Source organism: Thiomonas sp. TH-17 (assembly GCF_057473305.1).
The window spans coordinates 1-17,576 of the sequence record NZ_JBYCKI010000151.1; the positions used below are offsets into that span (position 1 = coordinate 1).

Below are 17,576 nucleotides of genomic sequence, written 5' to 3' on the forward strand. Positions count from 1 at the left end.
ATACCGCCGACGGCGTGAAAGTGGCGCGCGAACATAGTCAGCCGGGCGTGCCCATGCTGGTGCTCGAAACGGCGCTGGCCGCCAAGTTCCCCGAAACTCTGCAAGAGGCCGTGGGTACCTGCCCGCAGCGCCCGGCCGGGCTCGAAGACCTCGAACGCCGCCCGCAGCGCTTTGCCGTCATGCCGGTCGAGGTGGATGCGGTGAAGTCCTACATAGCGATGCACTGCGGCGCGGGGTTGGCGGGCTCCTGATGAAGGTTGTCGGATTTGCCGGGTTTTCCGGCTGCGGCAAGACCACCTTGGTCGAGGCGCTGGTCAAGCGCTTCGTGCAGCAGGGGTTGCGGGTGTCGGTGCTCAAACACGCGCACCACCGCTTCGAGTTCGACCATCCGGGCAAAGACACCTGGCGGCATCGCGAGGCCGGTGCGTTTGAGGTGCTGGCCGCGTCTGACCGCCTGATCACGCTGCAGCGCCGTCTGCCTGAGCCGCAAGAGCTTGGGGTGCCCGAGCTTTTGCCCATGCTCGATCCAGCCGCTGACTGGGTGTTTGTCGAAGGCTTCAAGCAGGCCCTGCTCCCCAAGGTTGAAGTGTGGCGCGCCAGCACCGGGCGCCCGGTCTGCTATCCCGAGGATGCGCAGGTTCTCGCCATCGCCACCGACTCGCCGCAGCAACTCCCGCAGCCCGCCCCTGCCGCCGTCCTCGACATCAACGCCCCGGCTGCCGTGGCCGACTGGTTGACGGACAATGCCCCCAAATTCGAGTATCAGCCATGACTGCTCCTGCCTCTCCCCTGATCGACCCTGATGTCGCTCTACAGCGTCTGCTCGCCGCTGCGAGCGCGATCAGCGAGACTGAGACACTGCCGCTTTCGTCCGCCCTCGGTCGGGTGTTGGTGCAAGAGGTGCGCTCCACCATCGACGTGCCCCCGGCTGACAACACCGCGATGGACGGCTATGCCTTGCGCAGCGCCGATGTGTCTGCCGCGGGCGCCCGCCTGCCGGTGAGCCAGCGCATTCCGGCCGGTGCCGTGCCGCAGCCCTTGCAGCCGGGAACGGCAGCGCGCATTTTTACCGGCGGGCTCATTCCACTGGGCGCAGACGCCGTGGTGATGCAGGAGCAATGCGTCGTCGAGGGCGATGCGGTGTGCATCAACACGCAGCCAAAGATTGGCGATTGGGTGCGGCGGCGCGGCTTGGATGTGGCGGCTGGCAGCGTGGTGCTCGCAGCCGGGCAACGCCTGCGGCCGCAGGATCTTGGGCTGGCCGCTTCCGTGGGAGTGGCCTCGCTGCGAGTGCGTCGCAAGCCGCGTGTGGCGATTTTGTTCACCGGCGACGAACTCGCCATGCCCGGCGAGCCGCTGCGCCCCGGCGCCATCTACAACTCCAACCGCTTTGTCATCCGTGCCCTGCTGGAAACTGCGGGATGCGAGGTGACCGATTTCGGCATCGTGCCCGATCAGCTCGAGGCCACCCGCGCCGTGCTGCGCCAAGCCGCGCTGGGCCACGACCTCGTGGTGTCCACCGGGGGCATGTCGGTGGGCGAGGAAGATCACGTCAAACCTGCGGTGCAGGCCGAAGGCGCGCTCGATCTGTGGCAGATCGCCATGAAGCCCGGCAAGCCGCTGGCCTTCGGCCATCTGCGCCGCAGCGAAAATCAGGGCGAAGAACGGGGCGAAGCCGCCTTCATCGGTCTGCCGGGCAACCCGGTGTCGAGCTTCGTGACCTTTTTGCTGTTCGTGCGGCCCTTTTTGCTCGCCTTGCAGGGTGCCGGGCAAACCGCAGTGCAGACGCTGCCGGTGCGCGCCGCGTTCGATTGGCCCAAGCCGGACAGGCGCCGCGAATATCTGCGCGTTCGGCTCAATGCGCAAGGCGAGGCCGAGTTGTTTGCCTCGCAGAATTCCGCGGTGCTCACCTCGACCGTCTGGGCCGACGGCCTGGTGGACAACCCGCCGCAGCACCCCATCGCCCGCGGCGATGTGCTGCGCTACCTTCCGTTTTCCATCTTGTTGCAGGGCTGACCCATGCTCGTCCAGATTCGCTATTTCGCCAGCGTGCGCGAAATCGTCGGTGTGTCACAAGAAACGCACGACCTGCCCGAGGCGGTGCTCACCGTGGGGCAGGCGCGCGACTGGCTGCGGGCGCAGGGCGGCCGCTACGCCCTGGCGCTGGCGGCTGAAAAACCGCTGCGCATGGCGTGCAATCAGCTCATGTGCGATGGTGACACAGCGTTGCAGCCCGGCTGCGAAGTCGCGTTTTTTCCGCCCGTCACCGGGGGCTGAGCCCATGGAGCCGATCACCATTCGCATCCAGACCGAGCCGTTCGACCTTGGCGCAGAAATGCAGGCGCTGCGGGCTGGGCGGCTGGATGTGGGCGCGATCGCCAGTTTTGTGGGGCTTTGTCGCGATCATCATCCAGGCGTTTGCGACCCCGGCCATGTGCAGGCGATGGAGCTGGAGCATTACCCCGGCATGACCGAGCGCGCCATTGCCGACATGGTGCACGAGGCGCAGGCCCGCTGGCCCCTGCTGGGTGTCACGGTGATTCACCGCGTGGGCCGCCTGCTGCCGGGCGACGACATCGTGCTGGTGCTGGTGGCCAGCGCCCACCGCGCTGCGGCCTTTGCCGCCTGCGAATTTTTGATGGACTACCTCAAAACCCAGGCGCCGTTCTGGAAGAAGGAAACCACGCCCGAGGGCGGCCAGTGGGTCGATGCCCGCGAATCCGACGACGCCGCTCTGCGCCGTTGGGGCGTCGAGTCCGGCAACGCCGGCTGAGCATCCTTGCTTTACCCTCCGGGTTGACCCGCTAGGCGCTCGATGCCCCATCGATTACACCCGGATACATCTGGGTTCGCAAGGGGATGTCATGCAAGCCACAAGACGACAGGTATTGATCGCAGCGCTCTGTGCGGTGGCCAGCGGCGCGGCAAACGCGGCTGGACAAGTGGTGCAAACGCCCTACAAGGCGCCGATGAAAGTGGTGTTCGAGTTTTACCTCGACGACCCCGCAACCCTTTCCAATGCACTGTTCTGGGTGCGCTCGGTGTTCAACACGGTGCAGGCCTCGCCCTATGACTTCTCGCCCGAAGATGTGCAGGCCGTGGTGGTGCTGCATGGCACCGAGATTGCCGCCACCGTTACCCGCAATCAGGACCGTTATCGTGAAGCCGTTGAGCGCATGCGCTATTACGCGCAGATGGGCGTGAAGTTCAAGGTGTGCGGACAGGCGGCGCATGATTTCGGCTACACCCCGGCGGATTTTCTGGATTTCATCGAAATCGTGCCCAACGCCATGACCGAGTTGATCTATTGGCAGCAGCAGGGTTATGCCCTGATCATTCCGCGCATCCTGATCAAGCGGGAATCGACCGAACAGATCCGCTGATTTTTTGACTCACCCTCAGTAGAAACCCTCACGAACGCTCGTTCGTTTTCTCCTGCTTGCGAATGACACATTCGGATACCCGAATTTGTAAACGGCTGGGCTAATCTCCGACACGTCAGCGCACCGGCGATGAATGCTGGTGAAAAAACCGAAGGTTGGCCGCCCCTGGCGCGTCAGCCGAGCCTGGAGACCCGTTCCATGTCCACACCCAAAAAACTGGGGCCGCTGCAGTTCATCCTGCTGGCGATCCCCTGCATTGCCGTGCTCGCCATTCCCTACTTCAACAAGCTGGAACCCAGCGTGTTCGGCATTCCCTTCTTCTACTGGTGGCAACTCGTCTGGGTGCCGCTGTCCGGGGTTTTCATCGCCATCGTCTACAAGATGGTCGTGCCGTCTGGAAGCGGAGACTGACGCCATGAATGTCGTTGCCACCGTTGTTTTCGTCGGTCTCTTTTTGTTCATCACGGCGCTGGGTTTTCTCTCTGCGCATTGGCGCAAGGGGGATATGAACCATCTGCATGAGTGGGGTCTGGGCGGTCGCCGCTTCGGCGGCTGGATCACCTGGTTCCTGATCGGCGGTGACCTCTACACCGCCTACACCTTCGTGGCCGTGCCCGCGCTGGTGTTCGGTGCCGGGGCGCTGGGTTTCTTTGCGCTGCCCTACACCGTGCTGGTGTATCCCATGGTGTTCGCCATTCTGCCGCGTCTGTGGATCGTAGCGAAAAAGCACAACTACATCACCGCGTCCGATTTCGTCGCCGGACGCTACGGCAGCCCGGCGCTGGCGCTGGCGATTGCCGTGACCGGCATCGTCGCCACCATGCCCTATATCGCGCTGCAACTCGTGGGCATTCAGGTGGTGATCGGCGGGCTGGGTTTCCCGACCGGGCATGGTCTGATGGGCGATCTGCCGCTGATCATCGCCTTCATCATTCTGGCCGCGTTTACCTACACCAGCGGGCTGCGCGCACCGGCGTCGATTGCGGTGGTGAAGGATCTGCTGGTCTACATCACGGTGATCGCGCTCATCATCGTGGTGCCGTACAAGCTCGGCGGCTTCGGCCACATCTTCGCCGCCATTCCGAAGGGGCATCTGTTGCTGCCGCCGGTGAAAGACGGCAACCTGGGCCTGCAGTCGTTCTATCCGACGCTGGCCTTTGGCTCGGCGCTGGCGCTGATGCTGTATCCGCACGCCACCACGGCCGTGCTCTCGGCCAAGGGGCCCAACACGCTGCGCCGCAACTGGGTGTTCCTGCCGGCGTATTCCTTCATGCTCGGCCTCATCGCGCTGCTCGGCTATATGGCCTATGCCTCGGGCATTGCCAAGCTGCCTGATCTGGCGCCTTACTTCAAGCAGTACGGCCCGCAGTTCGCCATGCCGGGTCTGCTGCTGCACTACTTCCCGAGCTGGTTTGTCGGCGTGGGTTTTGCGGCGGTGGCGATTGGTGCGCTGGTGCCCGCGGCCATCATGTCGATCGCGGCGGCCAACCTGTTCACGCGCAATATCTACAAGCCCTATATCAATCCGAACTGCAGCGCGGGCAAGGAAACCGAGATGGCCAAGCTGGCCTCGCTGGTGGTGAAATTTGGCGCGCTGCTGTTCATCGTGTTCCTGCCGCTGACCTACGCCATTCAGCTCCAACTGCTGGGCGGCATTCTGATTCTGCAGACGCTGCCGGCCATCGTCTCGGGCATCTACACCCGCTGGTTCGACGCCAAGGCGCTGCTGCTGGGCTGGGCCGCTGGCTTGGTCTGGGGGATCTGGGCAGCGTCGCTGTCGGGCTTTCACAAATCCGGCTATGCGCTGCATGTGGGCGGTCTGGTGATTCCGGCTTACATCGGCTTGTACGCGCTGGTGATCAACTTCGTGGTCGCCATCGTCGCCACTCTGGTCATCGGTGCCTTGGGCATGGCCAACAAGCAGGATGCAACCGTGGCCGCAGACTACGCGGGCTAACGACGTGAAATCAGTTTCTGCTCCCTGAAGATCGCGCGCCGGAGGTTTGATTCCGGCCGAACGCGACGGTAGTGCCAAGGGCCGACAGCAGTCGGCCCTTGGTTTTTGTATGCTGCACATTCACCCCGGAGATCCCCCCATGCTGCTCACCGCCATCCTGCTGCTCATTGCCTCGCAACTGCCCATCGTTGCGGCGGGCAAGGCCAAGTCGGGCACTTTTCGCTCCAAGGAAAACCGCTACGACAACAACGAGCCCCGGCTGTGGCTGGAGCGGCAGACCGACCCGCGCAGACGCCGCGCCAACGCAGCGCAGGCCAACAGCTTCGAGGCCTTGCCCTTTCTGTTTGCCGCGGCCTTGTTTGCCCTGTACCTGAAAGCGCCGCTGGAACTGATCAACGGCCTGCTGATCGCCTGGCTGGTGTTGCGCGCGATCTATCTGTGGTGCTATCTCAACGACCGCGCCTCGTTGCGCTCGGCGGTGTGGGGGCTGGCGCTATTGGTCAACTTCGCCCTGTTGTTTGCCCCGTTCTATGGATAACTCGGTCACTTCAACGCAGCCTGCGCGCAGTGCGCTTGACGGCCTGCGTGTGCTCGAACTCGGCAGTCTGATTGCCGGGCCGTTTGCCACCCGGCTGATGGCCGAGTTCGGCGCGGATGTGATCAAGATCGAGTCGCCCGCACGCGGCGATGATCCGGGCGGCGACCCGCTGCGCAGCTGGCGCAAGCTGCACAAAGGCGAGTCGCTTTGGTGGACCGCGCAGGCGCGCAACAAACGCTGCATCACGGTCAATCTCAAACACCCGCAGGGCCGCGACATCGTGCTGCAGCTCGCGGCGCGGGCCGATGTGGTGGTGGAGAACATGCGTCCCGGCGCACTCGAAAAGCTCGGCCTGGGCTGGGACGATCTGCGCGCCGTCAACCCCAGTCTGGTGATGGTGCGCATTTCTGGCTTCGGCCAGACCGGGCCGATGCGCATGCAGCCGGGCTTCGGGGCCATTGCCGAGGCCATGGGCGGCATGCGTTACGTCACCGGCGACCCTGATCGTCCGCCCATGCGCGCCAATCTGTCGCTGGGCGACTCCATCGCGGCGTTGCACGCCACCATGGGCGCGCTCATGGCGCTGCGCCACCGCGACGCCACCGGCGGGCGGTGGAACGGGGAGCAGGGCGGGGAAGGGCAGGTGGTCGATGTGGCACTGACCGAGAGCGTGTTCAATCTGCTGGAAAGCACGCTGATGGAATACAGCTACGACGGCACGGTGCGGCAGCGCACGGGAACGAGCATTCCGGGCATCACGCCGTCCAACGTCTACCGAAGCAAGGGCGGCGAGTGGGTGCAGATTTCTGGCAATGGCGATGCGATTTTCCGGCGTCTCATGCTGGCCATCGGCCGCACCGATATGGCCGATGACGCCGGGCTGGCGCGCAATCCAGGCCGAATGGCCCGCGCCGACGAGATCGATGCGGCCATACAGCAATGGGCTGCGGGACAAGAGCCCGAGGCCATCGTGCAGGCCATGCGCGCGGCCGAGGTGCCCGCCACCCGCATCTACAGCATTGCCGACGTGGTGGCCGATGCCCAGTTTCGCTCGCGCGGCATGATCGAGCCGCACGCTCTGGCCGACGGCACGCCGGTCGATTTGCCCGCGCCCGCTCCCCGCTTGTCAGCCACGCCCGGCGCCACGCGCTGGCTCGGCCCCGCCTTGGGAGCGCATACCGATGAGGTGCTGGCCGAACTGGGTCTGGACGCCGGACAGATCGCCGCGCTGCGGCAGGACGGCGCGGTCTGATCGCGTGATCGCGCTTACTGCTGCGCGACGTCGATCAGCTTCTTATCCCGCGTCTGCACGCTGTAGTGCAGTTCTTTGCGCTGACGCTCGGCGACCTTGACAGGCTTGCGCACGATGTTGCGGCGCTTGACCTGCGGTTTGCGTTCGGCCACCACGCGCCGTTTGACCACCTTGCGCTCGGCCACGATGCGCCGCTCGTCGGCCTTGCGCTCAGCCACGAAAATGCGCGGGGTGTGCGTGACGTAAATGGTCACGAACTGACCCTTGCGGAAGATGCCGCGCTCGGTCGTGCGGTTCCACTGCGCCACTTGCAGCGGGCTGAGGTGATAGCGATGCGCCACGCCTTGCACCGAGTCGCCATATCGACCGACGCGCAGCACCATGCGACGCCCAGGGGGAGCTTCGGGCGCAAAGGCCAGCACCGCGTTTTCGGCGACAGCCGCGCTGACGTTCTTGTTGCTGCCGTCATCCGCCTTCGGAATCAGCACGGTCGAACCGGCACGGATGAGCTGCCGCGCCGGAATGTCGTTGGTCTCGCGCAGCACGGCTTCGCTGACCTTGAGGTCGCTCGCCAGTTGCATCGGCGACTGAGTGGCCTTGACGGTGTAGGCCGTCCAGGTGGACAGCGGGCCGTTGTAAGACTGCAGCGCTTGGGCAAAGTGCGTGGCGTTGTCGTACGGCAAGAGGATGCGCGGGTTGGTCGCCCCCAAGATCACCGGCTTGGTGTAGGAGGGGTTGAGCGAGCGGAACTCGTCGGGCGTCAGGCCGGCCAGTTTGGCGGCCAGCGACACGTCGATATCGCGTGTGATGGTGACGGCCTTGAAGTAGGGATGATCGGGAATGTCGGGCAGGGTGATGCCGTACTTGGCCGGGTCGGAAATGATGTCTTTCACCGCCTGCAGCTTGGGGTAGTAGTTGCGGGTTTCGTTGGGCATGCGCAGGTCTTGGTAATCGACCGGCAGGTTGTGCGCCTTGTTGTAGGCAATGGCGCGCTGCACGCTGCCTTCGCCCCAGTTGTAAGCGGCCAGGGCGAGCTGCCAGTTGCCGAACATGTTGTAGAGATTCTGCAGATAGTCGAGCGCGGCGTTGGTCGAGGCCAGCACACTGCGGCGGTCATCCTGGAACATGTTCTGCTTCAGGTTGTAGTGCTTGCCCGTGGACGGAATGAACTGCCACATGCCCACGGCGTGCGCCACCGAGCGCGCGTCGGGGTTGTAGGCGCTCTCGATGAAGGGCAGCAGCGCCAGCTCGGTGGGCATGCCGCGCTTTTGTACTTCCTGCACGGTGTAGTAGAGGTATTTGCGCGCGCGCTCGGTCATGCGGGCGACATAGTCGGGCCGGGTGGTGTACCACTGCGCGGCTTGCCCCACCAGCGGGCTGTCCATATTGGGAATGGCGAAACCGGCGCGGATGCGCTGCCAGATGTCGTTGTACTGCGGGGTGATGTCTTTGGCGTCGTCTTGCAGCGCGGTTTGCTCGGCGGGAGTGACGGCGTTGTTGCCGACCACCTCGGCCTTGAGTGGTGTGGCGGGTTCAGCGGTTGCGGAAGCGGCGGCGGTAGAACTGCTGGGCGGCGGGGTTAGAGATGAGGCGGCGGTTTTTTCGGAGGGAGGGACGGCGGCGCATCCGGCGGCCATGGCGACCATTGCACCCAAAGCCCAAAATCGCAGTCGTCTCAGTTGCCGCATCGGTTTTCACCCCTTGAAATCGTTTTTCCACTCTCGCAGCCAGGCCAGCGCCTGCACCGCGTCTTGGGGCTTTTGGCCCCTGTGCTGCTCCAGCGCCTGCAGCACGCCGGGCTGGTCGGTGCGCAGGAACGGGTTGATCTGCTTCTCCAGGCCGATATGGCTCGGCAAGGTGGGCAGCCCTTCGGCGCGCAAGGCCAGGCACCGTTTCTGGTGCGCCGCCACCGCCTCATTCAGGGGATCAGCAGCCCGTGCGAATTGTAGATTAGAGAGGGTGTACTCGTGGGCACAATTTACTGTCGTATTTTCAGGGAGTTGCGACAGTTTGTTTAAAGAATGGTGCATCTGGGCCGGAGTTCCTTCAAACAGACGGCCGCAGCCGGCGGAAAACAGCGTGTCGCCGCAGAACAGCGACGGCGGCCCCTCACCCTGCAGTGCTGTGGCCACATAGGCGATATGCCCCAGGGTGTGGCCCGGCACTTCAAGCACTTCGAAACGCAGGGGCCAACCCGGCGGCGAGAACACATCGCCCTGGCGCATGGCCTGCGTGCGTGCGGGAATGGTCTCGGCGGCCGGCCCCCAGACGGGCGGCGCATCGGCAGGGTGCCTCGCCTGCCACCACTGCAGCAGCTCGCGAATACCGCCCACGTGGTCGCTGTGATGGTGGGTGACTAGAATGCCGCGCAGTTCCAGGCCGCCCCGTTCCAGGGCGTCGATCACCGGCGCGGCGTCGCCCGGGTCGACCACCAAAGTGCGAGGATCGTTCGCGCCGGGCCGGATCAACCAGATGTAGTTATCGCGAAAGGCAGCAAGCGCTTCTGTATGCATGGTGACTCCGATCTGTGGCCGTTGATGAGTCTGCAGCACTGGTTGCAGACGCCTCCCGGTCGCTATGCCCTGGCTTGGGAGCAGAGCCAGATTGACCGCGTGGTGACCGACATTTTCGGCTATCACGCGCTGCAACTCGGCAACCCGGCTTTGCAGGGGCTGGCGCACAACCGCATGCCGCATCGCTGGCTGGCGCTCGACGGCGCCGAGTCGGCCCAGCCCGATCTGCCCGGCGTGCGCCCGGCCTGCCTGCTGCCCGAGCATTACGGCGGCGAGCCGGTCTATGCCGAGCCCGGCCTGGTGGACGCCGTGGGCGTGGCGGCCGAAAACGCACAGCTTGCGCCCGAGCCGCAGCCCGCCGACGCTCACGCCATTCATACCGAGCATCTGCAATGCGACTTCACCGCGCTGCCGTTTCCCGCCCAGTCGCTCGATCTGGTCGTGCTGCCGCACACGCTGGAGTGGGTGGACGATCCGCACGCCTGCCTGCGCGAAGTGGACCGCGTGCTGGTGCCCGGCGGGCAGATCGTCATCAGCGGCTTCAACACCTGGAGCCTGTGGGGCATGCGACAACTCGTTGGGCGCGTGGGCGGCGGCTGGTATCTGCCGCAGCACGGCGAATTTCTCGCCCCCCGCCGCGTGCGCGACTGGCTGCGGCTGCTCAGCTTTGAAGTCACCCAAGGCCGCTTTGGCTGCTACCGCCCCGCGCTGTGCTCGCCGCTATGGCTGCACCGCTGGCGCTTCATGGACCAGGCCGGAGACCGCTGGTGGCCCGTGTTCGGCGCGGTGTATTTTCTTGCGGCAATCAAGCGCGTGCCCGCCATGCGTCTGGTCGGCAAGGTGCAATTGCGCACCCAGCGCCGCGCCGTGGCGCTGCGACCCATCGCGCAGCGCCGGGCGAAATCAAAAATCTGAATCCTATGACCACAGAATCCGACAACGAGATCATCATCTACACCGACGGCGCCTGCAAAGGCAACCCCGGCCCCGGCGGCTGGGGCGTGGTGCTGCGCAGCGGCGCCCATGAAAAAACCCTGCACGGCGGCGAGCTGCAGACCACCAACAACCGCATGGAACTGATGGCCGCCATCATGGCGCTCGAAGCCCTCAAGCGCCCCAGCGTCGTGCTGCTGCACACCGACTCGCAATACGTGCTCAAAGGCATGACCGAATGGATCGTCGGCTGGAAACGCCGAGGCTGGACCACCGCCGATAAAAAGCCAGTGAAAAACGTCGATCTGTGGCAGCGCCTCGAAAAAGCCGCCGCGCCCCACACCCTGCGCTGGACCTGGGTGCGCGGCCACACCGGCGACCCCGGCAACGAACAGGCCGACGCCCTGGCGAACCAGGGCGTGGAGGCGGCGGGGCGGGGGTAGGCGAGGGCTGTCAGGCGTTGCGCGACAGACCACCAAACAGACGCTTGATCAAGCCGCCCTTGGGCGTCGCAGCAGCGCTGACTTCCGGCGCCTGATCGTCCAGCTTGCGCGCAAATTGTTCAAACGACTCAAAGACCAAGAGCCTGGCATTGGCGCGTTTTCCGGTGCGTTCATAAAGCTGCGCGATGACCTGGAGTGCCGTAAGTGAATCTCCACCCAGATCGAAGTAGTTGTCCTGTGGCGTGATTTCGTTAGCGGGTATGCCCAGTAGGGGGCTCCAGATTTCGGCAAGAATTTGTTCTGTCGCAGTGAGGGTGCGTGCGCTTTGGGCGGGTTTGCGGACCGGGCTCTCGATGTGGGCAGGGGTTTCAGTTGCCGCCAAATGAACCAGGGCCTGGGCCGATGCCGACACTGAAGCGTCGAGCAATTCGCTCACGGACTGATCGGGTTGGGCAATCAGGCGCTGGACCAGTTCGAGATACCGCGAGCGCAGCGCCTCAGCGGTTGCTGCGTTGTAAATGTCCGCGTTGTAGGTCATTCCGCCTTCCAGACCGGAAGGAACTTCCATGAGCCAGAGGCCGAGGTCTTCCGTGGCACCCTTCTGGAAAATGAGGATACCGCTTTGGTTCAGTTCGCCCCACTGCCGGTTGCGCTCGCGCGCATCCTGGAAGGAGAACAAGACTTGATAAAGGCCGACGCGCTTGGAACGGGTCATCATTTCCGGTTCCATGGCCAGACGCTCGAAAGGAATGTCCTGATAGTTCAGCGAGGTCAGAAATTCCTGTTTTACCCGTCCCAGCAGCGAAGTGATGGACTCGGCAGGATTCAACTGCAACTGGATGGGAACCAGATTGTTGAAAAAACCCATGACCGATTCGACTTCGGCCATGGTGCGACCGCGTACCGGAACCCCCACGGATATGGTGGAACTGCCAGCGACTTGGGTCATCATGGCGGCGTAAATGCCCAGCGCCAGCATGGTCATGGTGACATCGGCCTTGCACGCGATACCGCGCAATGCTTCCGTGGACGCCTTGTCGATACGCACCCAGGCGGAGGCGCCTTCACCTGTCATGCCTGCGCTGCGAGGTTTGTCGGTGTTGGGTGCTTTGGGAATCGGCAGGCTGTTGATATGCGCGTTCCAGGTGTTCAACTGCTGACGAAAGGTCTCGCTTTGCATCCACTCGGTCTGCCAATAGGCGTAGTCGGCATAAGTCGCAGGCAGCGGCGGGGGCGTGATGGATGGGGATCCGGTACGGGCTGAATACTCAGCGGCCATTTCGGTGTAGAGCAGGTCGAATGACCAGCCATCCCAAATGATGTGGTGCGGCATGAACAAAAAGGCATGTTCCTGTGGGCCGAGCTTGTACAGCGCCACGCGAAACAGGGGCGCAGCGTGAATGTCAATCGGACGATCAACAATGTTCTGCAGACGACGCATCAGTTCGGCTTCACGCTCTTGCTCGGCTATGGCGGTGAGATCTTCGAACGGGATGGACACATCCACTTCGGCGAGGACTCGCTGGACCAGTCCGTCCGCGGTTTTCTCGATTACTGTGCGCAAAACCGGCTGCTTGCGCACGACGGCACGCAAGGCCGCCTCGAAGGCATCAAGATCGAATGGGCCGCGCAAGCGGTGCGCCGAGGGCGTGTTGTAAGTGACGCGCCCCGGGTGAAGTTCCTCCATGAAGGCAAGGCGTTCCTGCTGGGCAGTGAGCGGAGCGCTGTTGCGTAATGGATCGTGGCGCAGGGCAATGCGCTTGGCGCCGCTGTCGTGCAAGCGGCGCTCGATTTCCTGAGCCATGTGCGCCACAGTCGGCGCTTCAAACACCAGGCGGAAGGGCAGGTGGAGATCGAACTTTTTGCTGAGTTGCGCAACCAGTTGCGCCGCCAGCAGGGAGTGCCCGCCCAGTGCGAAAAAGTCGTCATGCACGCTCAATGAAGGCAGCTTGAGCACTTTTTCCATCACGTCCATAACCAACTGCTCTGTGGCGTTGCGTGGCAATACACGCTGAGCATCGGGAAGGGCGCTATCTGGTTGAGGCGATGGCAGGCGCTTACGGTCGATCTTGCCGTTGGGCAAGAGTGGAAGCGTCTGCAGCGCAACGATGTGCTGCGGAATCATGTAGGCGGGCAGGTCTTGCTGCAGATGCTTGCGCAACTGCGCGGGGTCCAACTCCACCTGTGCGGATCGCGGAACCACATAGGCCACCAGCCGGGCATCGCCCGGGGTGTCTTCGCGCACCATCGCCACCGCCTGCGCGACTTCGGGGTGATGGGTGAGGTGGGTTTCAATGTCGCCCAGCTCGATGCGAAAGCCGCGCAGCTTCACCTGGAAGTCGAGCCGCCCGAGGTGTTCGAGCTGGCCGTCGTTGCGCCAGCGGCCACGGTCGCCAGTGCGGTATAGGCGGGTGCCGGGTTCGGTGGAAAACGGGTCGGACACGAAACGATCCGCCGTGAGCGCCTCACGTTGCCAATAGCCCAGGGCGACGCTGGCCCCGCCGATGTGGATTTCGCCGGGCACGCCAATCGGGCAAAGATTGCCGCGAGGGTCGAGCACCCACACCTGGGTGTTGGCCAGCGGCGTGCCGATGGCGATGCCTGCGGCGCCGTCTTGCACCCGCCAGCAAGTGGACCACACGGTGGTTTCCGTCGGGCCGTACATATTCCACACCGCGCCGCAACTGCGCTGCAACTGCGCGGCGAGGTCGGCAGGCAGGGGTTCGCCGCCGACCAGGGCTTTGAGCTTGCTATGGCCCGCCCAGTCTGCGCTGAACAGCAAGCGCCAAGTGCTCGGCGTGGCTTGCAGGGCCGTGACCGGGTGGGTTTGCAGCAGGTCGCGCAGGGCGAAGCCATCGGCGGCTTGTTCGCGGCTGGACAGCAGCACGGTGGCGCCGACGGCGAGCGGCGGCAGGAGTTCGAGTACGGCAATGTCGAACGACAGCGTGGTGACGGCCAGCAGCATGTCGCCGGACGTCAGGCCAGGGCGTTGGGCGACCGCGAGCAGAAAGTTCACTACGGCGCGATGCGGCAGCATGACGCCCTTGGGTTTGCCGGTGGAGCCCGAGGTGTAAATCATGTAGGCCAGCGAGTCGGGCGTGGCGTCGCGCGCGGCATCTGCGGCTGGCGGGGTGTCGGGCTGGGCGGCGATTTCAGCGGCATCGCCGTCGAGCCACAGACTTTGCGCGCGCGGCCAGGGCAGGGCGTCGGCTGAGGTGGACTTGGCGATCAGCAGGGCGAGGTCGGCGTCTTCGGCCATGTCGGCCAGGCGCGAGGTGGGAAAGCTCGGGTCCAGCGGCACATAGCCTGCACCGGCGACCAGAACACCCAGCAAAGCGGGCAGCATGTCGGCGTCGCGGGGCAGGCACAGGCCGACGCGCGAGCCGCGCTGCACGCCGCGTGCGCGCAGCGTGTGGGCGATGCGATGCGCCTGCGCCCAGAGTTGGGCGTAGGACATCGGGCTAGCGCCGCAGATTTGCGCGGTGGCGTCGGGCGTGCGCGTGGCCTGCGCATGTAGCAGCTGGTGCAGCAGCAGGCCGGGAGGCAGCGGCGACGACGTGGCATTGAGCTGCGCCAGTTGCTGCCGGTCGGCGTCGGTGACGATGTCGATGGCGCCGAGCGCCTTGTCAGGGGCGGCACAGAGATGAGTCAGCAAGGCTTGGTAGCTCGCCAGCCAGCGGCGCACGGTGGCTTCGTCGAACAGCGCGGTGGCGTATTGGCATTCGAGCTGCAGCCCGCCATCAGCCAGGGGAACGGCGTTGACGAACAGTTCGAAGTTTTCGGCCTGCCGTGGGTTGGAAGCGACCTTGGCCCGCAGATTGCCGAAGCTGCGCAGGTCGATGGCCTGGTCGAGATTGAACATGACCGGGGCGAGCGGCACCCGCGATGGATCGCGTTCGATCAGCAGCTTTTGCAGCAGAGTGCCAAAGGTGTAATGCTGGTGTTCGAAGGCATCGAGCACGGCCGATTGCACGGTGGGCAGCGACTGCGCCAGCGGGGCGGCGGCATCGGGCATCAGCCGCAAAGGCAGCAGATTGACGCCGTGGCCGACGACGGTTTCGAAACCCGGCAGCGTTTGCCCCGCGGCGGGCACGCCGATCACCACTTCATCATTGCCCGAAAGACGCTGCAGCAAGGCACCGAAGCTGCACAGCAGGGTGGAGAACAAGCTGGCGCCGGACTTGGCGCCGAGCTGACGCACCGCGCTCACCAAGTTTGCGGGCAGCACATGGTCGATTCGCTTTGAGTCGAAAGCTCGCGTGGCGGGCCGGGGGTGGTCGCAAGGCAACTCCAGCACGGCGGGAATGCTGGCGTAGCAGTTCAGCCAGTACGCCTCATCGGCCTGATGTTCGGCGGTGCCTTGTCGCGCGGAAAGCGCTTGCGAAAACGAGGCGAAGCTTGCGGGCGCCTCGGGCTCAGGGGCTTCGCCCTTGCGGGCCGAGTAGAGCGCACCGATTTCGTCCACCAGGACGCCGAACGACCAGCCATCGCAGACGATGTGATGCGCGCCGAGCAGCAGGGCGGCATGATCGTCGGCCAGGCGCAGCAGGCGCGCGCGAAACAGCGGCCCTTGTTGCAGATCGAAAGGTATCGAGACCGCCTGAGCCGCCGCTTGCTCCAGGGCGCGGCTGCTTTGCTCAGTGGTGAGGCCGCGCAGATCGTCTGTGGGAATGTCGAGGTTCAAGCGCTCGGCGATGAGCAACTGCTCACCATCGGCGCTGAGGGTGGAGCGCAACGCGTCGTGGCGTTCTGGCAGGGCGCGCACTGCGGCGCTGAGGGCTGGCAGATCAACCGCGCCGTGCAGATGCAGGGTGATGGATTCGTTGTACGCCAGCGTGGCGTCGCCGCCGAGCTGGCAGGCCAGCCAGATTTCGCGCTGGGCTTCGGTGGTGGGGGCGACGCGGGCGACGGGCGCGGCGTCGGCGAAGGGGTCGTAATCGACTGCGGTGGCGTTGGCGTTGGAAGTGTCCATGGCTTTTTAGGCGTCGAGGCGAAGGTACTTGCCGGGCTGCTCGGGGTTGGGGACGAACCAGGCGGGGTTGCCGCTGGGGTCTTTGCCGATGCGCGCGCCGGGCACGGGCGGGCGGCTGGCGTCGAAGGCGGCGGGGGCCGCATCGGCGTGGCGGGGTATGAAGTCGGCTTCCTGCAGCTCGGCCACGGCTTCCTTGAACGCGGTCTTGATGACCGCGATGTCTTGCGGGGTGTGGGCGGTGGTGAAGAAGCAGGGAAAGTTGTCGAGGATGTGCACGCCGCGGCTGCGCATCATGGCGAACAGCAGGTCTTGCATGGGGTGGTCTTCGGTGAAGAAGATTTTCCACACCGAGGAGAACGATTTGAGAACGATGGGCGCGCCGACTTCGCGGCAGTAGGCGTTGAGTTCGTCCACCATGGCGGCGGTGGAGGTGGTGAGGGTGTGCTGCAGATCGGGGCCTGCGGCCTTCAGGTGCAGGAGCACGGCCTTGGCCGCGGCCAGGGCGAGGGGGTGGCGCACGAAGGTGCCGGCAAAGTAGGTGACGCCCACGGTGGGCACGGAGTCGTCGCCGTATTGCCATTGGCCGCCGTCGAGCGCGTCCATGAACTGGCGTTTGCCGGCGATGACGCCGATGGGGAAGCCGCCGCCGACGACTTTGCCGTAGCTCACCAGATCGGCCCGGATGTCGAACAGGGCCTGGATGCCGCCGGGATGCGAGCGGAAGCCGGTGACCACTTCGTCGAAGATGAGCAGGGTGCCCGCTTGCGCGGTGAGTTCGCGCAGGGCGTGGAGAAATTCGCGGGGCTGGAAATCGGGGCGGCGGCTCTGCACGGGCTCGACCACGATGGCGGCGAATTCGTCCATGCGCTCTTTGAGCGCGGCCAGGGTTTCGGGGGTGCCGTAGTCGAACACGACGACGTTTTCGGAGGTGTTGGGCATGATGCCCGGCGCCGCGGGAATGGAGCGGCCTTTCTTGGTGCCGCGCACGATGACTTCGTCGAAGATGCCGTGATAGGCGCCGGCGAAGATGGCGATCTTGCTGCGGCCGGTGATGGTGCGGGCTACGCGCACGGCGCCCATGACGGCTTCGGAGCCGGTGTTGCACAGCGCGGCGCGGTCGGCGTCAGTGAGTTCGCAGATGAGTTCGGCCACTTCGCCGGCCAGGGGGTGCTGGGGGCCGATGTCGTAGCCGTCGTCGAGCTGTTTGCGCACGGCGTCAACGATGAAGGACGGCTGCCAGCCGAACAGGCTCATGCCGAAGCCGCTGAGAGCGTCGACATACTCGTTGCCGTCGAGATCCCACATATGGCAACCGGCGGAGCGGGCAATGACGATCTGATAAATGATTTCCTTGAGCTGGGGGCGGAAGCCGTTGACCACGCGGGGGTCGGCCAGATGGGGGCGATGGCGCACGGTGTAGGCCTTGGAGGCCTTGGTGCGCTCGATGTAGCGGCGCATGAAGGCGTCGAGCCGCGCCTGCTGCCGGGCGCTGAGTTCGCCAGTGGGCGTGGTGTGGATGCGGGCGATGGCGCCGAAGGCCTTTTTCACGTCGTACTTGGCGTTGGCGTTCGGGCCTTCTTCGTCG

Annotated in this window: 15 protein-coding genes and 1 pseudogene; 12 read left to right on the forward strand and 4 right to left on the reverse strand. The window is 64.8% G+C overall.

Features of this window, described 5'->3' with window-relative positions:
* The 10 genes and pseudogenes from AC2VLV_RS09195 to AC2VLV_RS09240 form a co-directional block, all read left to right on the forward strand.
* A pseudogene (locus AC2VLV_RS09195) lies at nucleotides 1-251 on the forward strand (threonine synthase); the annotation flags it as partial.
* Entirely contained in the window at nucleotides 251-772 is a 522-nt protein-coding gene (gene mobB / locus AC2VLV_RS09200; RefSeq protein ID WP_486989706.1) for a molybdopterin-guanine dinucleotide biosynthesis protein B, read from the forward strand. The pseudogene AC2VLV_RS09195 and the gene mobB, both read left to right, overlap by 1 nt.
* Complete coding sequence (locus tag AC2VLV_RS09205; protein ID WP_486989707.1) at nucleotides 769-2,016, forward strand: molybdopterin molybdotransferase MoeA; 1,248 nt, start codon at nucleotides 769-771, stop codon at nucleotides 2,014-2,016. The genes mobB and AC2VLV_RS09205 overlap by 4 nt, the downstream gene beginning before the upstream one ends.
* Nucleotides 2,017-2,019: 3 nt before the next feature.
* The gene (moaD, locus tag AC2VLV_RS09210; protein WP_013106358.1) at nucleotides 2,020-2,277 is read left to right on the forward strand and encodes a molybdopterin converting factor subunit 1; all 258 of its coding nucleotides are present in this window, start codon (nucleotides 2,020-2,022) and stop codon (nucleotides 2,275-2,277) included.
* A gap of 4 nt (nucleotides 2,278-2,281) precedes the next feature.
* The gene (gene moaE / locus AC2VLV_RS09215) at nucleotides 2,282-2,773 is read left to right on the forward strand and encodes a molybdopterin synthase catalytic subunit MoaE (protein WP_156054800.1); all 492 of its coding nucleotides are present in this window, start codon (nucleotides 2,282-2,284) and stop codon (nucleotides 2,771-2,773) included.
* 91 nt (nucleotides 2,774-2,864) lie between these two features.
* Nucleotides 2,865-3,383 (forward strand): DsrE family protein, encoded by a 519-nt coding sequence (locus AC2VLV_RS09220; protein WP_486989708.1) that lies wholly within the window; start codon nucleotides 2,865-2,867, stop codon nucleotides 3,381-3,383.
* 198 nt (nucleotides 3,384-3,581) lie between these two features.
* Nucleotides 3,582-3,794, forward strand: coding sequence for a DUF3311 domain-containing protein (locus tag AC2VLV_RS09225; RefSeq protein WP_013123674.1), 213 nt, complete (start codon nucleotides 3,582-3,584; stop codon nucleotides 3,792-3,794).
* Between the two features lie 4 nt (nucleotides 3,795-3,798).
* Nucleotides 3,799-5,340 carry a monocarboxylate uptake permease MctP gene (mctP, locus tag AC2VLV_RS09230; protein ID WP_486989709.1) on the forward strand — a complete coding sequence of 514 codons (1,542 nt, stop codon included), beginning with the start codon at nucleotides 3,799-3,801 and terminating at the stop codon, nucleotides 5,338-5,340.
* A gap of 139 nt (nucleotides 5,341-5,479) precedes the next feature.
* Entirely contained in the window at nucleotides 5,480-5,878 is a 399-nt protein-coding gene (locus AC2VLV_RS09235) for an MAPEG family protein (RefSeq protein ID WP_486989710.1), read from the forward strand.
* Nucleotides 5,871-7,130, forward strand: a complete 1,260-nt coding sequence (locus AC2VLV_RS09240; RefSeq protein ID WP_486989711.1) for a CaiB/BaiF CoA transferase family protein — start codon at nucleotides 5,871-5,873, stop codon at nucleotides 7,128-7,130. Before AC2VLV_RS09235 ends, AC2VLV_RS09240 begins: the two co-directional genes overlap by 8 nt.
* Before the next feature lie 14 nt (nucleotides 7,131-7,144).
* Here the strand turns inward: AC2VLV_RS09240 and AC2VLV_RS09245 are convergent, their stop codons facing one another.
* Nucleotides 7,145-8,767 carry a transglycosylase SLT domain-containing protein gene (locus AC2VLV_RS09245; RefSeq protein WP_486989712.1) on the reverse strand — a complete coding sequence of 541 codons (1,623 nt, stop codon included), beginning with the start codon at nucleotides 8,765-8,767 and terminating at the stop codon, nucleotides 7,145-7,147.
* 57 nt (nucleotides 8,768-8,824) lie between these two features.
* A complete protein-coding gene (gene gloB / locus AC2VLV_RS09250) occupies nucleotides 8,825-9,643 on the reverse strand; it encodes a hydroxyacylglutathione hydrolase (RefSeq protein WP_486989713.1) in 819 nt (272 codons plus the stop codon).
* A 24-nt stretch (nucleotides 9,644-9,667) separates the two neighbouring features.
* On the opposite strand from gloB, the gene AC2VLV_RS09255 reads away from it, so the two are divergent.
* Nucleotides 9,668-10,558, forward strand: coding sequence for a class I SAM-dependent methyltransferase (locus tag AC2VLV_RS09255; RefSeq protein ID WP_486989714.1), 891 nt, complete (start codon nucleotides 9,668-9,670; stop codon nucleotides 10,556-10,558).
* 5 nt (nucleotides 10,559-10,563) lie between these two features.
* Nucleotides 10,564-11,019 (forward strand): ribonuclease HI, encoded by a 456-nt coding sequence (gene rnhA / locus AC2VLV_RS09260; RefSeq protein ID WP_486989715.1) that lies wholly within the window; start codon nucleotides 10,564-10,566, stop codon nucleotides 11,017-11,019.
* 10 nt (nucleotides 11,020-11,029) lie between these two features.
* Here the strand turns inward: rnhA and AC2VLV_RS09265 are convergent, their stop codons facing one another.
* Nucleotides 11,030-15,991, reverse strand: coding sequence for an amino acid adenylation domain-containing protein (locus AC2VLV_RS09265; RefSeq protein ID WP_486989716.1), 4,962 nt, complete (start codon nucleotides 15,989-15,991; stop codon nucleotides 11,030-11,032).
* Between the two features lie 6 nt (nucleotides 15,992-15,997).
* A partial coding sequence (locus AC2VLV_RS09270) for an aminotransferase class III-fold pyridoxal phosphate-dependent enzyme (protein WP_486989717.1) occupies nucleotides 15,998-17,576 on the reverse strand: 1,579 nt, incomplete at its 5' end.

Coding starts and splice junctions, on each gene's coding strand:
- mobB (WP_486989706.1), top strand. CDS start 251: ATGAAGGTTGTCGGATTTGCCGGGTTTTCCGGCTGCGGCAAGACCACC.
- AC2VLV_RS09205 (WP_486989707.1), top strand. CDS start 769: ATGACTGCTCCTGCCTCTCCCCTGATCGACCCTGATGTCGCTCTACAG.
- moaD (WP_013106358.1), top strand. CDS start 2,020: ATGCTCGTCCAGATTCGCTATTTCGCCAGCGTGCGCGAAATCGTCGGT.
- moaE (WP_156054800.1), top strand. CDS start 2,282: ATGGAGCCGATCACCATTCGCATCCAGACCGAGCCGTTCGACCTTGGC.
- AC2VLV_RS09220 (WP_486989708.1), top strand. CDS start 2,865: ATGCAAGCCACAAGACGACAGGTATTGATCGCAGCGCTCTGTGCGGTG.
- AC2VLV_RS09225 (WP_013123674.1), top strand. CDS start 3,582: ATGTCCACACCCAAAAAACTGGGGCCGCTGCAGTTCATCCTGCTGGCG.
- mctP (WP_486989709.1), top strand. CDS start 3,799: ATGAATGTCGTTGCCACCGTTGTTTTCGTCGGTCTCTTTTTGTTCATC.
- AC2VLV_RS09235 (WP_486989710.1), top strand. CDS start 5,480: ATGCTGCTCACCGCCATCCTGCTGCTCATTGCCTCGCAACTGCCCATC.
- AC2VLV_RS09240 (WP_486989711.1), top strand. CDS start 5,871: ATGGATAACTCGGTCACTTCAACGCAGCCTGCGCGCAGTGCGCTTGAC.
- AC2VLV_RS09245 (WP_486989712.1), bottom strand. CDS start 8,767: ATGGCCGCCGGATGCGCCGCCGTCCCTCCCTCCGAAAAAACCGCCGCC.
- gloB (WP_486989713.1), bottom strand. CDS start 9,643: ATGCATACAGAAGCGCTTGCTGCCTTTCGCGATAACTACATCTGGTTG.
- AC2VLV_RS09255 (WP_486989714.1), top strand. CDS start 9,668: ATGAGTCTGCAGCACTGGTTGCAGACGCCTCCCGGTCGCTATGCCCTG.
- rnhA (WP_486989715.1), top strand. CDS start 10,564: ATGACCACAGAATCCGACAACGAGATCATCATCTACACCGACGGCGCC.
- AC2VLV_RS09265 (WP_486989716.1), bottom strand. CDS start 15,991: ATGGACACTTCCAACGCCAACGCCACCGCAGTCGATTACGACCCCTTC.